Raw genomic sequence first — 16,686 nt, 5'->3', positions numbered from 1 at the left:
ACCTGATCGTCAATGCGAATTCCGCGGAACCTTACCAACCTTTCTATTTTTTTCATGGCGATTCAAGGAGGAGGATTTTGAGGTAAGAAGCAGGCCATTGTAAAAGATTCAGCCGGGGCGGATTCAGGATTTCTGGTTAAGAAGGCTATCGATCCTTGGAATAAAAAAGCCTCTACAATAACCAGAGGCCATTTTAAAGATGTATATTACTTATCGTTCCTTACGGATCAAAGAATCATACTCCCCAAACTCAGGGAATATGTCATAATTCCCTGTCACATCGACTGTTGTTTGACTCTCTTCGAGTTTATAGGGATTAAACTGTTCTTCTCTTACCACAGCACTACCATCTTCGTTAAAGATATATGTAGTGCCATGCGATACATTTAATATACCTGCACCTTCGCCATCATGTTCAGCAAACTCTCGATAAACAGCCATTGATAGAAAAAGCTTTCCACTTTCTACCAACTGAAACTGGTACATTAGATACTCTTTTTGCTGCTCATCCAAAAAACCAACCCCTACCATTTTTTGTTTTTTATCACTTCTAAAAAACACGTTGGCTCTTTATCCGAATCAATAAGCACTGTATATGGAAGGCCGCGAGAATGCAGTTTCTGGGCCTCATGTTCAGTCAATGGGGTTATTGGTTCTTTGTAACCAATAGACCATTTTTTGCAATAAAAAATATTATGCCTCATTTGTATACCTTTCCGTTAGTATCACGGATTATCACGTTAGATTGCTTAGCTGAGTCAAGAACAGATTGTGGAATTGGTTTAATTTGCGGAGGAATTTCCAGAATATTTGAACCCTGTAATTGCTTACCACCTAACGCTCCACTGGATGGCACTTGCGCTATAGATGCACCTGCCGGGTATTTATTCACAGCTTCCCTAATGTAACTGGTCGCCGTAGCCTCTGTAATATCAGCAAATTGTGTGAACTTACGCGACACTATCTCACCTGTTGCCGGGTTATACGAATCTACACGATAATAGCCGTTTCCGTTGGGTTTGTTTACATACAGTTCATTATACGGATAATTTTTAGACTGTTCCGCGTTAAACTTATTACCAGCCTGAACATTCTGCAACCACTCAGGCTTGGCCGATATTGTTTTACCTGATGTTGAAGCGCCAGCTTTCCCCATTCCCCCGGTCACTGCACCCAACACCGCCATTGCAAGGATCTCGGACTGCTGTTTGTCCATGCCATACCGGTTTTCCAGCTGGCTCGCAAACTCGGTACTGGTAACGACACCTTCAGCCTCCATCTGTTGTGCCCAGAATGACGAAATATCATTCTTCATTTCTGACGGCACATCTGCATCAAAAAGCTGATCAAGGGCTTGGCGTACCAGCATCCCATTAGCCGGGATATCCCCGTACTTCTCTTTGCAGGCTTTAGGATTAACAGAGCAGATCGCAATCATTTCCTTTTGCTGATTGAGACTAAGATCTTCCATTTCTTTCACAATCTGCTGACAGTCGCCACGGGCCTCACAGCCTTTGGCCTTTGCTGCAAATCCATTGATCTGATCTTCGCTGAGCGAGTTATTCTCAACTTCCACCTTCGCGGTGTTGGACGCAAGCGCAGCCATCGACAGATCACCATCTGTCACAGCAGCCCCTGCCAGACCACCCGCTATAGTCACCAGACTGCTGACCAGACGTTTTTCATCGGCGGTGAGTTGGCTGACATCCTTACCGTACAGTGCGCTCACCAGATGGTCCGTCATCGCTGAGGCCGTGATGGCCCCAATGGCTCCGGCCTTCATACCGTCAGAGCCGCTGCCACCACTCGCCTGCGTCAGTGCTGCCGCCACGATACCGTGCAGAACTGCACGGAGAGTCGGGTCATCCTGTTTACTGACCAGTTCGGCGAGCAGGGGAGCCGCACCGGCTGCCGCACCTGCTTTCAGGTTGCCACCGAGCGCACCGGCCAGCAGGCCCGCCGCTGCGCTGCCCTTCGTCCAGAACTCACTCCCCGGACCGTAATCGGTACTCTGGTAACCCGGCTGCGTTTTCAGAAAAGCTTCCCGCTCCTGTGCCGTTTCACCCTGCATTTTCCCTTCCGCAGTCAGCTTCGCTTCCAGCGCGGCGTTGGATTCCTTCGCCTTCTTCTCTGCATACTTGCCGTACACATCCAGCACAGAGGTTGCCAGCGCCGCACCTTCGCTCTGTACCGCCAGGTTATCCTTCACCTTCTGTACATCACCGTTTACATCCACTCCGTGGTGGGCGTTGTCGGTGTCACGACTCAGGTCAGCAATATCCTGCGTCTGGTTATCCTTGTCGCGGATGATGAGGGTGCCGTTACTGATGGCCGACGACGTGGTGCCGCTGCTGCTCTCTTCTGCATGACCGGTACCGATGGCCGGAGCCACGTTGCGGTTTTCACCACTTCCGCTGCCGCCCGCACTGCCCGAAATCGCCACGGTGTGGCTGTCACCGGAGGTTTTGCTCTCGTTGTGAATATCGCTCCAGCCAAGCGTTCCCGTATCCAGTTTGTTTTTGTCGTCCGTTGCCGTGGACGCAATCACCGCGCCATCAAGTTGGGTATGGTTTCCGACCGTGATATCAAAACCACCTTTTCCGGCATAGATACCGCTCTGGTCAGTGACGCTCTTACCACTCTGGGTGACGTTTTCGCCCGAGGTGTTGACGTTACCGGAAGACGCGCCATAGCACAGCGGAGGAACGCACAGGCTCAGGCCCGCGCCGGATGAGGACTGTTTGCTGTCGTAAGAGGCGGTATCCTGGACGCTGCTGATGGTCAGGTCGCGCCCGGTGTTCACCACCACACGGTTGCCTTCCAGCTCAGCCCCTTTCAGGGTGGTGTCGCGTCCGCTGTTCACGGTCAGTTGCTCTTCGGCACGGATAACGCTGTTGGTGTTGCTCTGTGACTGGCTGTTTTCCTTACCCTTCTGCTGTGAGGCCCCCAGCTCAATACTGATACCGTTCTGTGAACCGATGAGGCTGACGCCCACGCCGGCGCTGACCTGGTTGCCGCTGTTTTTACTCTGGCTGTTGTGCGTGTTCTGTGAGGCGGTCAGCAGAATATCCTGCCCTGCATCCAGTACCACCTGTTTCCCGCCAATCTGTACGCCCTGACCGGCGATATCGTTACGGGCGTTAATAATGACGTTCTCACCGGCATTGATGGTGGTGCCCTGTGTGTCAGTGCTGTGATACCGGCTGTCCTGTGAGGAAGAACCTGCCGTGACAGAAACCTTGCCCTTCACAACAGCCGAGTCTGTCATCATACCCTGTGCGGCGGTGGTGCCCGCCTGACCCGCCTTAATGGCAGTGAGTCGGGCATCGTCGCCGTTTTCCGCGCTGCGGGCAGCCGTTTCAGCTGCCTTCGCCGCATCAACAGCCCAGCCACCGGCAGAGGCGGTCACCCCGTACTGTGAACTGCTGCTGTGGGCTTCCCCGTCACGGGTGTCGCGGCTCACGTCAAACAGGACATTTTCACCGCTGAGTGAAACCGATTTACCGGCGCTGACATCTGTACCAGAAAGGGACAGATCGCCTCCGGCCTGGGCAATAATGTTGCCGTTTGTGCTCGTTAACTGACTGCGTTGTCCGCTTTCAGTGGTCGCGTCATCACGGCTGCTGTGTGTCTCACGACTGTAGCCTGCCGTGGCGCTGTAACCGTCTCCCCCCAGCGTACCGATGGTTTTGCTGCTGCCGCTGTTTTCATTGTGAGACGTGTCACGTCCGGCGGTCACGTTAATGTCGCCTTTTACCGCTGACAGCATCAGGTCTTCTGTGGCCGTCAGATGGCTGCCACTGATGTTCACGCTGCCTTCCCGGCTGTTGATGTAAATATCCGAACCCTGAATGACGGATGCGTTTTCCGTCGTGCGCGTGCCGCTGCTGTTGCTTTCAGACTGACTCATCCCGCCCGGCAGAAGCTGGCTGCCGTGTTTGCCGCCCCCGGTGGTGGCCCGGGTGGCACTGCCTGCGGTCGGCATTTCTGAGCTGATGTTCCAGCCACTGGATTTGCTGCTGTTGCTGTAGGTTTCGGTATCCGTGGAGGTGGTGATGTTCACATCACGCTTCGCATCCAGTATCACCGCTTCACCGGCATTCACCTGACTGCCTGCAATCAGGATATTGCCGCTGTTGCCACCCTGCTTGCCGGTGGCGGTCATCTGAATATTGCCTGCTGCTGCAAGCTGGCTTCCGCTGTTAAATTCGCCCTGGTAGTGTGATTCAGAGGACGACTTGCTGCTGCCTGCGGAGACAGCGACCATCTGTCCCGGACCATCAAGGGCCAGGGCGGCACCTTCCGCACCCAGTGACTTCACCTTATCAACGGTGCTGTTACCGCTGCCGTCTTTCCCGCGCACGATGTCGCGTACATTGCGTACCGTGTCCTCAAACGGCGCTTTCACGCTGACGGTGATGCCGGAGGATTTTGTCTCCTGTTTCACCGATTCGGTGACCGTATCCCGTCCGGGGATAATGGCAATGTCACTGCCGGTGATATCGATATGCCCGGTGGCACGGGACGTGTCGTCCTTTGCCCGTCCGGCAATGACGTCGGCGGCGCTTAACGTGACCTGATTTCCGGCGCTGATAATGACGTTACCGCCGGAGGTGCCCACCATGCTTCGTGCATCGCTCTGCGTGGTCTCCGCACCCTGGCGGGTGGTTTTTGACGACTGCGAACCAATGGTTACACCGAGACCCGAACCACTGGAGAAGATGCCGGATTTCTTCGTCTTCTTCATGTCGTAATACGTGTCGGTGTTGGTGGCAGCTTCCACGGTCACGTTGTTGCCGGCCTTCAGTGCCACGTCGCGTTCAGCGGCAACGGATGCCCCCTGTACCGTCAGGTTATTACCTGCGCTGAGTACCACGTTTTCCCCAGAAAACTGTGTGCCTTTCTCGCGAGTGTGGCTTTCCTCGTGGATGGTGTGGGTGGTCTTTTTACTGAACATGCCACCGGAGGTTTTCTTCTTCTCCCGGTACTCATAGTCACTTTCGGTGGCAGTGGTGAGGGTGATATCCCGTCCGGCCACCACGGCTGCGTTTCCGTTGGCATATACATCTGCCGCCTGTGCGGTCACGTCCCGCCCGGCCACAATGGTGGTGTCTCCACCGGACGTGATTTCCGTTCCCTGCTGGCGAACGGACTCGTTAATCGCTTTCTTTTTCTTCGACGTATAGCTGTCGCCGGCGCTGGCAGACTCCGCCATCAGGTTCACATCACGCCCGGCCTGTATGGCGACGTTGTTTTCCGCTGCAATACCGGCGGCCTGGCTTGTGATATCCCGACCAGCAGCAAGTGTCAGATTATTACCTGCTGTTACCGTGGACACCGCTGCGTGGCTTTCGTGGCTTTCATTGTTGCCGTTGCGGTGAGACTCACCTTCACGGGCTGCGTTCAGGTTCAGGTCGTTACCCGCAGAAAGCAGGGCACTGTCTTTCGCACTGATGTCTGATGCGGTGACATTCAGGTTATTGTCTGCGACCATCACCAGGTTTCCGCCAGAGCTGATATTGCTGCCCTGTGAGGTGGTGGATGATGAACTGTTGTCTTCAGTGCGCCAGAAACCGGACTGACTTTTGCTCCCGCTTATCTGGTTTGCGGCAATGTTGATATCATTACCCGCAGACATCCCGAGGGTTCCACCGGATGAGACATTTGCCCCGGTAATGTTAATGTTTTTCCCTGCATCCAGTGAAAGAGCGTCTGTGGCGGTAATGGTCGCCACCGGACCGGTGTCCGTGCCGCTGACATGCACACTGCCATAACGACCATCACTGCCAGCGCTCCACTGCTGAGTCCGGGTCACATTGTTAATGCTGCCACTGATACTCTCGAGCGCCACCGTCTTACCGCTGATAGCAGAGCCAATATTGTTGATATCCCCGATGGCGCTCAGGTCCAGGCTGCCGCCCGCGCTAATCAGCCCCGCATTCAGGTTGTCGATATTGCCGGCACTGTCGAGCGAGAGACCGTTCAGTGCAGTGATGCTGCCTGCGCTGTTGGTGATATTGCCGCCCGCAAGCTGCACGTTGTTCCCGCTGATAACGCTGCCGTTATGAAGGGTGATATCTTTCGGGGAAAGGTACAGCTTTGGCACCATCACGGTCTGACCATTGATGGTCGCAGATTCCCACCACAGAATACTGCCCGTGAGTTGTGCCACCTGCTCAGCGGTCAGCGCCACGCCGAACTGCAGTCCGAGATTCTTCTGCTGGCTGGCGGCACTGTCCATCAGGTACTGCATCTGTTCGAGATCAGAACCCATGCCATTGATATAACGTGAACCGGTCAGGTTCAGCATCGCATTTGATACATACCGGGTATCAAAGGCCGCATCCCCGAGGAAGCGGTAATCCTTCTCCGGCTTCAGACCCAGGCGATCAAGAAAGTATGATGAGCCGAGGAACTGTTGTTCATCGGTATACACCAGGTTCGTTTCGTGCGGCGCCTGGCCGGGTTTCATGCCCAGCAACGCATAAAGATCGCTATACAGGCTTTGATCCAGTTGCCCCAGCCCGTCCAGTTTCGGGTTCACGGTGATCAGATATGGGCTGTCGGGACTGGTGGACGTAACAAAATAACCGTTATTCCCGGAAGGGAGCGGATACGCACTGGTATCACCGCCGCTACCCTGCGCATTATCCAGCGATTTACCGCCGCTGATGTTCTGCAATGCGCCGGAGACTTCATCGCGCCACTCGGGAGAATTCACCGTAACAGTGCCTGCATCGGTAAGCGATTGCGTTTGTTCTCCCGCACCTGTTGCCTGTGAACTGAGAGGGTTTAATGATGGTGTATCAATGGTATTACTGATACCCCCTGCATTTGCGGTAGTTGTAGTGTTACTGATATTACTGGCAAAGTTAACCTTCACTTTTCCGCCAGCCTGGATAACTGAACGGAAATTCTCGCCTTCCGCCAGCTCAGTCTCATGGCCTTTCAGGATATAAGTCAGTTTGGTACTTTCCGGTAATCGGTTGTCCCGTCCTGTTTCCGGATCCTCTGAATATTGTTCCGGGAGGTTATCCACTGTATCGGTAGCATAACCCAGATACCCAGAGTCATAGCTGTAAACAAGGTACTCCGTTGATATACCGGACTGCCAGCTCTGGTTATTGAGCACATTTCCTGTCAGGGTAATATCCTGGTTCGCAAAAATATTACTGGCCTGATTACTCAGGTTTTCAGCTTCGATCACCAAATTTTTCCCGGAAGCAATACGGGCAGATCCACCGTTGCTGGTGACGGTCACCCCAGTCTGGCTGGTTATAAATTTCTGATCAGCAACATCCTCAAATGCTGCGTAGTAATACTGCATAACGTGGAAGTAGTTACAGGCACTATGTGTACCACAGGGGCCTGTTTCGTAGTCACGGATTTTCTTCAGTATTCCGTAGGTGCCCTCCGGCAGCAGACTGATATCCACAGACAAAGTGGCATCCCCTATTCCCGGAATAGTTTGCCCACCACTAATATTCGTTTCTGTTACCTGTAATCCATCCCGCTGATTCAGCAAATGCCCCGTATTAATGGTGATATCACCACGTGTGGTCTCTATGGTGCCCGAACGGTTGATGATTTCGGTATTCGCAGTGCCGGAGGCATTCTTCTGCATCCACAGGCTGTTTCCGGCCAGGATATCGCCATACGTGTTATGAATGCGGTCAGCAAACAGCTTCAGGTTGTTACCCGCGTAAATTAGTGCAGTATTGAGCAGCGTCCCTGCGGCTGTCATCGTCAGACTACCAGCAGTACCAGTAAAACCGTTTGCGGTGATATCGCCACGCGAAGTCAGCTGTACATCTCCACCCGCCTGGAGCGAGCCGGAGGCATTCAGCAACAGACTCTGTGCGCTGAAGCTACTGCTGCCGTTACCGATGGTGAGCGTTTTGTTATTGGTAAATGCGCCACCGGCACTGAGCGTAATCGCATTCCCCTGCATCACACCGTTGTTGGTAACGGCGTTCTGTGAGGTGACGGAAAGCGTTCTTCCGGCCGCCAGCGTGCCGGTGTTAGCGAGCGCTGTAGTCAGTTTCAGTGTCGTATCACCGAGCGCCACCACCTGACCACTACCGCTGAAGTCCCGCACGTCGAGCAACAGATTACCTGCGCTGTACAGACGACCGGCGTCGGTCTGCGCCAGCGAGTCTCCCTTAACGGTGAGAGTCGTTGCCCCCAGAATCGTTCCGCTGTTGGTCGTGTTCCTGTAATTCATCAGCAGGTCCGCGCCCTGAAGCGTGCCGCTGTTATTAAACGATGTGCCTTGCAGTTCAGCACTGCCGGTCGCAAGTACGCGTCCGCCATTCACGGCGTTCACCACATCCAGCAACAGCGTGACGGCCTGTACCAGTCCGCTGCTGTTGTTCGCCAGTTCTGGTGCAGTGAGCGTGAGTTTACTGCCGGAGAGGATTTTGCCGTCGTTCTGCAGGCGGGTGGTGGCCTGCACGGAAGACTCGCCACCGCCCTGTATTGTGCCCTGGTTGTTCAGTGTCGCTGAGGTGACATTCAGTGCATTCTGGCTCAGTAAGACGCCACCGGAACGGTTGCTCAGTCCCCCGGAGACTGCCAGCGTCAGCGCTTCACCCTGAAGTCGCCCGCTGTTGGTCAGTTGCCCCGTGGTGACAGAGGTCGTCTGACCCTGGAGTTGCCCGCCGTTCGTGATATCGCTCGCGTTGAGCGTCAGATGACCGGCACTCAGCAGTTTACCGCTGGCCTGGTTGTTCAGAGTCTGGTTCAGGGTGACCGCAAGCGCATCCACGCCGGTTATCTCACCGCTGTTCGTCAGCGAATCCGCATCCAGCGTCAGGTTTTGCGCAATCCATTGTCCACTGTTACTCAGCGTCAGTGCCGATAAGGCCAACTCTCCGTTTGAGGTGATTTTGCTGCCGGACAGGCCGGTGAGGCGGTTGCTGATTTGCGCATCCAACCGCTCTGACGCCTGAATTGCACCGCTGTTAGTCAGTGTTCCGGCGTCAATCAGTATCCGCTGTCCCTGCCACTGGCCCGCGTTACTGGTGCTGCCTGCGGTGATGTTCAGCTCACCGGTTGTGAGTAACTTTCCACCACTGTTATTTGCCAGCGTCAGCAATGGTGCCGCCATCTCCAGTCGTGAGGCCAGCGTGAGTGCGGCGATCCCAGTGAGCGTTCCGCTGTTGGTGATACTGTCCTGACGAACCGTGACATGATTACCCTGGACAGTACCGCGGTTATCCAGAGAATGACCCGAAAGGGAAAGGTCGCCAGCAGAAAGCAGACTGCCCCGGTTGTCGGTTGTGGCTGCATTCAGCGTGATGTCGCCCTGACTCATCAGATCGCCGGTATTGCTGAGCATCCCGGCTGCCGAAGCGGTAAGGTTGCCGGTTGCAAGCACGCTACCGCTGTTTTGCCAGTCACGGACATTAACGCTGACGTTCTGCCCCTGTGTCTGCCCTGCGGTAGCCAGCGTGGTGCCTGAAAGTGTGAGATCCCCGCCCGTGAGCGTGCGGGAGCCTGCCAGTAAATCCAGTATTCCGCCAGTCAGCGACAGGGTGGTATCACCCTGTAACAGGCCAGAACTGGTGAGACGGTCTGCACTCAGCGTCAGCGTGTCACCTGCGATGCTGCCAGCATTCGACAGTGACTGCGCCGTGATGCGGTTCGCCCCCTGTGCCAGCAGCAGACCACCCGCGCTGTTATTCAGCGTGCTGTAATCAACATCGAGTGAAGCACCGCTTACCTCTCCGCTGTTGGTCAGTTGAGAACCTGACAGGGACAACGCGGCATCACTGGTGATAATCCCGGCGTTTTTCAGCTCAGGTATTGAAAGGGAGAGCGCGGCCGGACTGTACACCACACCGTTCTCGTGGTTGTCCAGCAGACGGGAGACCAGGGCGAGCGTCCGTTCACCGTGGATCAGGCCGCTGTTGACTACCGTGGTGCTGTTGATCGCAAGCGCGGAGGCGGTCAGTGTACCGCTGTTGCTGAGGCTGCCGCTCTCGGTGTTCAGCGTGGAGGCTGAGGATTTTCCACTGTGAGTCAGACTGTCACTGGCCTTCAGCGTGAAGCTGTCTCTGGCGGCCTGTATCCCGTCAAGCTGCGCGTTCTGTACCTCCACGCTGATGCTGTTGCCCTGGGTCTGTGCGGTGGAGGTGGTTGTCAGACGGTTGCCTTTCACGATCACGGAGCCATCCGCAACGGTCTCTCCGGACAGCGTAATGTCACGGGCGTTGATATTCAGCGCTGAGGCACTTTTGAGATTGCCGGTGCTGGTCAGGTCGGTGGCTGTGACCTTCAGACTGTTGCCCTGGACTGTACCGCTGTTTGTCAGTGTGCCGGTATTCACTACAGCATCTGACCCGGCGGCCAGTGTGCCGCCGTTGTTCAGGCTGCCGGTGCTGACAGTAAGTGTTTTCCCGGCAACGGTACGGCCTTTCAGCGTGGCGTCACCCGTGGTGGTGAGGGTGACATTTCCGGCGGCATTCACTGCCCCCGAGGTCTGGTTCAGACGTTGTGCACTGAGCGTGGCGTTCTGTCCGGCGGTCAGTTCTCCGCCGTTCTGGGTAATCTGCCCGGACGAGGACAACGCCAGATTTTTATCCGCCACCAGGCGGGACTGATTCAGCGTCAGAGCGGTTGTCCCGGTAACGTTAAGATTGCCACCGGCTTTGTTATCACCGGACAGTGTGACCTCCGTCCCGCTGACCGTTGTGTTGCCGCTGGCAAGGCTGTCTTTCAGGACCAGTTTACCGGCACTGTTTAGGGTCATGTCGCCGCTGCGGGCGTTGAGGTTGCCGAGGTTCACCCCGACACCGCTTTCGGTGGAGGTCAGGCGGATACGGTTGGCGTACATCCCGCCGAGTGCACCGGTATCAATGGCGACTTTCGGCACCTCGCCTTCACCTTTCAGCGCGCTGACGCGGCCATCCGCTGTGACGCGGTTAGCCCCGGTGGTGATCGTCAGGTCTTTCGCGTGCAGCGCGGCGTTCACTTCCGTTGCGCGGGCAATGATGGACACGGCATCTGACTGGCTTCCGTCCAGACCCGCGCCATTGATGGTGATGGAGCCTTTAGTGACCTCCAGCGCCTGCAGACTGCCGTCGGCGTTCATCACCGGTTTACCCGTGGTGAGTGTCGCCTGAGGAGTGTTGATAAAACCGCAGCCGTTACAGGTAATGCCGTAAGGGTTGGCAACCATCAGGTTCGCCGCTTTGCCCGCCACTTCGGTATAACCCTGAAGCTGTGAACGGTTAGCGCCGGTGACTTCGTTGATAATGCCTTTCGCTTCCTGTCCGACTTTCAGGTTCGGGTTACTCTGAATGAGCCCGCCCAGTTGCGTCTGGTTCAGCTTACCGGTGGCGTTATTGAGGATTAACCCCTCTTTGCCGACGTTATAGTCGTTGTATTTGTTATGCGAGATCCCCGCGCCGTTGGGCGTGGCAATATTCACCACCGGTACACCGTTTCCGGCCTTGTCCATCGTTGTGTTACCGGTAGGGGTGACGGTCGCTGCCACCGCGGGCAGCAGCGGTTGCGTTGCCAGCAGGGTACTCAGCAGCCAGCTCAGTACACGCTGAGAAAAACGGGTCTGATTGTTATCCATCGTTTTTGTCCCTTAAAACGCCACCGCCATGCGGTAATAAATAATGAGATGATCCGGGGCCAGCCAGTCCGGGTATTTCACAGGAGTTCCCACGGTAAACTGTGTCGAAAACCAGCGATTGGCGCTGGTCAGCCCGACTGCCGCGCCCCACAGCGTGCCGCTGGCGTACGGATCCTGGTCGTCCTGTTTCAGCCAGCCGCCATCCAGCGCCGCCATCGCGCTGATTTGCCCCATCCACGGCAGGGTAAACAGCGAGTAATTCAGCTCATTTCGCAGATAACCGCCATTGTTGCCGGAGAGATACTGTTCTTTAAAACCGCGGACAGAGCTTTCTCCACCCAGAGTGAGTTGTTCAGCTCCGTATAGCCGGTCCGGTGACCACTGAAAGTAAACGCTGCTGAGCCACCAGAGATCGGCTGCGACAGGTCGCTGGAAGCTGCCGTTGAGGCTCCATTTGCGGAACTCCGCTTTCGGCACATCGCCATATTTGTCGTGATCGTCTTCCGCGCCCAGCCACGGTACGCCGTGGGTAAAAGATGGGTTGAGGGTCGCCACGCCACCGAACATTTTTTGCGTGTGATTGATGCCGAGCATCACGCTGGAGAGCTTGCGGCTACTGGACTCCAGCAGCACGTCGTCAAGATAATTGCGACTGATACGGTGGGTGATGCCGGTGGTAAGACCGGTTTTTATATCGCCGTTGCGAAACACCACCCATGAGCCGATAAGCCGGTGCGTTTCGCTGTCGCCGGTTGAGCGCCACGGCCAGCCATTGTTATCTATGGTGTTGAGGTAATTGCTCCAGCTGTAGCTGTAATCGAGCAGGCCGTAGCCATACGGCACGCTGACACCCGCGGCAAAATTCTGCGCATCATGCGAGTTTGAAAAATCGCTGCTGCGCCCACCGCTGATAAACCATTTATCCGCCAGCCCAAGCAGGTTATTGCCGGTCATGGCGCCGCTGAACTGGCCGGTACCGGTGCTTTTCTGCCCGCTGTTATCAAAGCTTACCGAACCGCTAAGCGGAAATTCCGGCGTTGCTGTGAGATTGACAACTGACCAGCCCTGCGACTCGCCCGGCTGGATTTCAATTTCCACCGGAACCTGTCGCACGCGGTTTAATTGCTCCATACCCTGCTCGATGTCGCGCAGGTTAAGGATTTTTCCTTCCATCCCGGGAAACGTCATGGCGAGCGTTCGCTGCGGTACGCCTTCCAGGCGGATTTGCTGTAAACGGCCTTCCAGCACAGTGAGGGTCAGCACGCCGGAGGAGAGGTCCTGTTCGGTCAGAAACGCGCGACTGGTGATGTATCCCCGGCTGATATACCAGTCGGAGACGGCGTTAGTGACCTGCGTCAGCCGGGTCATGTCCAGGCACTGATTCAGCCAGGGTGCGGTAACGGTGGCGGCGTCGCGTGGAGAGAGAAGGGTGGCATCGCGCACTTCAATACGGGAGATGGTAAAGCACGGACCTTCAGTGGTCGGTGGCACGACAGGCGCGGACGGGTGGGGTAGCGGTGTGCTGCGCTCCAGTTCATCACGCTGACGCTGGTTCTGCTCAAGCAACTGTTGTTGCTGCTGTTGAATGGTATCGCGGTCGGCCGGAGAGAGCGGAGCCGCTGTGGCACGCACGCACGCTACCGCCAGAATGGTGATACAGAAGAGGCGCGTGACGACGGAAAATCCGCGTACTGGCTTCCTGCCCATTGCTTGTCCTTAAGGGAGGGTTGTATGAAAATTGAACGAGAAAATAAGGCATTAGTAAGATTTTGTAAATAACATTATTAATTTTGTGCATATGATAAGTAAGACTAATGGATTTGTTCAGTCTTACTGAAATAGCGAGAAAGTGTTGCATCAACAGACAGGAGTCAGATGTGCTGAAGGCCATTGTCAGTCCAGCCTTCGCACCAAAAATAAAATAACGTCCTCAAAAGCAGTTTTTATGCCCTAAGTCCGCGCCACATAAGATTTCTCTTTCAACAATAACCATTCCTCATCCACGCCGACAAACTTCAACGAATTCATCAAGGTAATATCCAGAAACGCCCCACCCAGTAGCTACCCCCTCAACACCCCTTCGCTGAATGTATCGTCGTTAGCCAGCGTGTAGTGTTTTCCGCCAGAGCATCGTTTCTGAAGAGGGCGCTGCCGGATACCACGCGATCGACGCCACTGGCAATGATCTCCGGGAGTTCTTCCAGGGTTAGTGAACCGTCAACGGCCAGCAGAATGGAATCTCGCTTGCCGGATGCATTGAGTAATGCGACAACCTGGGCGATGCGCCTCAGCAAAGCTTGCCTGCTGAGCTTGCTACCGTAGCCAGGATTGACCGCCAGAATTTGTATTATTTCAACGTCTTCAATGACCGGCAGAATGTGTTCCAGTGGTGTTGCGGGGCACAGGCTAATCCCCCGCAACACCGGCATCGTACCACCGGAGACGTCAGCCGTTTGCTCACCCAGCCAATGGAGCATATGGTGCAGATGCGGCGTATTTTCCACCTGCAACGTGACGCAGTGCGCGCCCGCCTTTACGCTTGCCTGCACGACGGGCCAGGGATTATCCACCATCAGGTGAACATCCTTAATCATCTGTTGTGGCAGTTGCGCGATTGCCCAGGGACCGACGGTGAACTGAGGGCAAAAATGGCCGTCCATCAGATCCAGGTGAAGAACAGGTTGTTCAAGCGCGCGAAGCGTTTGCTGGTACTCACCGAGTTTGAGCCACTGGCCGGCAAGAATACCGATGCTTAACGGGTAGCGCTTCATCAACGAGATGCACTCTGCGCGATTCAAACCGGAAAAGGGACGGTTCATTTTTGAGATCCTTATGGCATCAATCCATTGAAGACGCGTTTTTTTCGTGGGCAGCTCATCAGCGATTCCAGTTTTTCAACGCAGGCGAGGTAGTGGGGCGTTGTTTTATGGAACGCCACGGCGGCTTCATCCTTATAGGCTTCATAAATATAAAAGCGGCTCTCAACCTCCGGATCCTGCAACACATCAAAACGCAGATTCCCTTCTTCACGCACAGACCCCAGATGATTGAGGCGAAATACGTCGATAAATTCGGCGACTTTATCTTCGTGGACGTTAATCTCCACCAGAGTGACATGCATACTGTTCTCCTTAAGCCGTGTGGGTCCGCCAGGCGGACCCACGTTCGGTCAGTTTTTCTCGCTCAGATAGAGTTCATACGCGCGGTCAGCGGTTTCATTACGATGCACCACCGCATGGACGGCTTTCATCATGGCAACAGGGTGATCGGACTGGAAGATGTTACGTCCCATATCCACACCGGATGCCCCCTGGTCGATGGCCTGCCAGCACATCTCAAGCGCTTCACGTTCTGGTAATTTTTTACCGCCGGCGATAACAATCGGGACCGGGCAACCTGCGGCGATGCGCTCAAAACCTTTATCGACATAGTAGGTCTTGATGATCTGCGCCCCCATCTCTGCGGCGATACGGGTGGCGAGCGAGAAGTAGCGCTGATCGCGCACCATGTCTTTCCCCACGCCGGTCACTGCCATCGTTGGCATGCCGACTTTGATGCCCGCATCGATCAACTGAATGATATTTTTGATCGACTGGTGCTCGTACTCACTGCCGATATACACCTGTGCCGCCACGGCGCAACTGTTGAGACGAACGGCATCATCGATGGAAAGCGCGACCGCCTCATTGCTTAGCTCGGTCAGAATAGAGTTAGCGCCCGAGGCACGCAGTACCACCGGCTTGTTAGTGGCGGGTGGCACGACACTGCGCAGGATGCCGCGTGTGCACATCAGCACATCGGCGAGCGGGAACAGAGGGGCGATATTGATATCAATACGCTCCAGCCCTGTCGTCGGCCCCTGAAAATAGCCATGGTCAAACGCGAGCATGACCGTTCTTCCCGTCTCAGGATTAAAAATGCGCGACAGTCGGGACTGCATCCCCCAGTCAAGTGCGCCGCATCCCTTAAGTGTGAACGGGGTATTGCGTTGCGGCGTATCGGTATGGAAATCCTTACCATCTTTGATGTCATCTAAATCAGCCATTTTTTACTCCACGGTTAAGGAATGAAACTCAGAAATCGTATTTGTCGATGTTCTCTTTGGTGAACACCACGCGTTCAGGCAGAAGCACAATGCCGTTGCCTTTCGCCTCATAGCTGTAGCCCTGTACGCTGTTCGGCGAGACCTCGACCTGGCCCACGCCCGGAATGTCCAGCTTGTCGCCAGTATTCATGTCGCCTTTTTTCAGCAATGCGTCAGCCACGTACACGGAGATCTTGCCCTGCTGGACCACGTCCCAGAGGCCAAACTCTTTCACCGTGCCGCGTTCAACATAAGGGCGCATCACGTTTGGCGTACTGAAACCGACAATCGCCACGCTGGTGTTTTTCAGGTTCTCAGCAGCCTGAGCCGCGGCGGGAAGGGCGTTGGCATCCGGCGCGATGATGGCGTCAAGATCGGCATACGCCTTAATAATGCCTTCTGCGGTTTGCAGTGATTTGGTGGCGTCGTTATAGCCAAACTGGGTGGTGACAACTTCCCAGCCCGGATGATCTTTAGCGATTTTGTCTTTTGCCTCTTTCACCCACTGGTTCTGATCGGTCACGGTCGGACTGGAGTAGAAGAAGGCCACTTTGGCTTTCTCTTTTTTGACCTGGTTTGCGGCCATATCGACCAGCATGCCGCCTAACTGCGCGGGCGTGCCCTGGTTGATGTAGTACGAACGGCATTCCGGTTTGGTGTCAGAATCCCAGGTCAGCACCTTCACGCCGCGCTGCATGGCGCGTTTCAACGCCGGACATAAGCCATCCGGCGACACGGCGGAAACCACAATGGCGTTATACCCTTGGTTAACAAAGTTATTGATGAGCTGAACCTGACCGGACACGCTGGGCTCCGTCGGGCCGTCATAGGTGACATCGACGCCCAGCTCTTTGCCCGCCTCCAGGGCGCCGTTACCGCCACTGGTAAAGAATCCCACGCCAACCAGTTTCGGGATAAACGCGATTCGCTCTGCGGCATAAGCGTTGAGGGTGAACGCCGCCAGGCTAAGGGTACTGATTACGGCAATTTTTTTAATGCTCTGAATAGTCATGTA

Annotated in this window: 7 protein-coding genes; all 7 read right to left on the bottom strand. The window is 55.2% G+C overall.

Features of this window, described 5'->3' with window-relative positions:
* Nucleotides 1–210 precede the first annotated feature (210 nt).
* The 7 genes from F384_RS16570 to lsrB all read right to left on the bottom strand — a co-directional run bounded on the left by F384_RS16570 (nt 211) and on the right by lsrB (nt 16,683).
* On the bottom strand, nt 211–561 hold the full coding sequence (locus F384_RS16570) for a hypothetical protein (RefSeq protein ID WP_052746948.1): 351 nt from the start codon (nt 559–561) through the stop codon (nt 211–213).
* 139 nt (nt 562–700) lie between these two features.
* A complete protein-coding gene (locus F384_RS16565) occupies nt 701–11,587 on the bottom strand; it encodes a hemagglutinin repeat-containing protein (RefSeq protein WP_052746947.1) in 10,887 nt (3,628 codons plus the stop codon).
* A gap of 12 nt (nt 11,588–11,599) precedes the next feature.
* On the bottom strand, nt 11,600–13,294 hold the full coding sequence (locus tag F384_RS16560; RefSeq protein WP_046487283.1) for a ShlB/FhaC/HecB family hemolysin secretion/activation protein: 1,695 nt from the start codon (nt 13,292–13,294) through the stop codon (nt 11,600–11,602).
* A gap of 362 nt (nt 13,295–13,656) precedes the next feature.
* The gene (locus F384_RS16555) at nt 13,657–14,406 is read right to left on the bottom strand and encodes an epimerase (RefSeq protein ID WP_046487282.1); all 750 of its coding nucleotides are present in this window, start codon (nt 14,404–14,406) and stop codon (nt 13,657–13,659) included.
* An 11-nt stretch (nt 14,407–14,417) separates the two neighbouring features.
* Nucleotides 14,418–14,708 carry a (4S)-4-hydroxy-5-phosphonooxypentane-2,3-dione isomerase gene (gene lsrG, locus F384_RS16550; RefSeq protein WP_046487280.1) on the bottom strand — a complete coding sequence of 97 codons (291 nt, stop codon included), beginning with the start codon at nt 14,706–14,708 and terminating at the stop codon, nt 14,418–14,420.
* A gap of 48 nt (nt 14,709–14,756) precedes the next feature.
* On the bottom strand, nt 14,757–15,632 hold the full coding sequence (lsrF, locus tag F384_RS16545) for a 3-hydroxy-5-phosphonooxypentane-2,4-dione thiolase (protein ID WP_046487278.1): 876 nt from the start codon (nt 15,630–15,632) through the stop codon (nt 14,757–14,759).
* A gap of 28 nt (nt 15,633–15,660) precedes the next feature.
* Nucleotides 15,661–16,683, bottom strand: coding sequence for an autoinducer 2 ABC transporter substrate-binding protein LsrB (gene lsrB, locus F384_RS16540; RefSeq protein WP_000155278.1), 1,023 nt, complete (start codon nt 16,681–16,683; stop codon nt 15,661–15,663).
* Nucleotides 16,684–16,686 lie beyond the last annotated feature (3 nt).

The sequence above is a fragment of the Citrobacter amalonaticus Y19 genome, assembly GCF_000981805.1.
Classification (GTDB): Bacteria; Pseudomonadota; Gammaproteobacteria; order Enterobacterales; family Enterobacteriaceae; genus Citrobacter_A; species Citrobacter_A amalonaticus_C.
The sequence above is the reverse complement of the archived record's forward strand: the minus strand, read 5'-3'. Positions and strand labels throughout refer to the sequence as shown.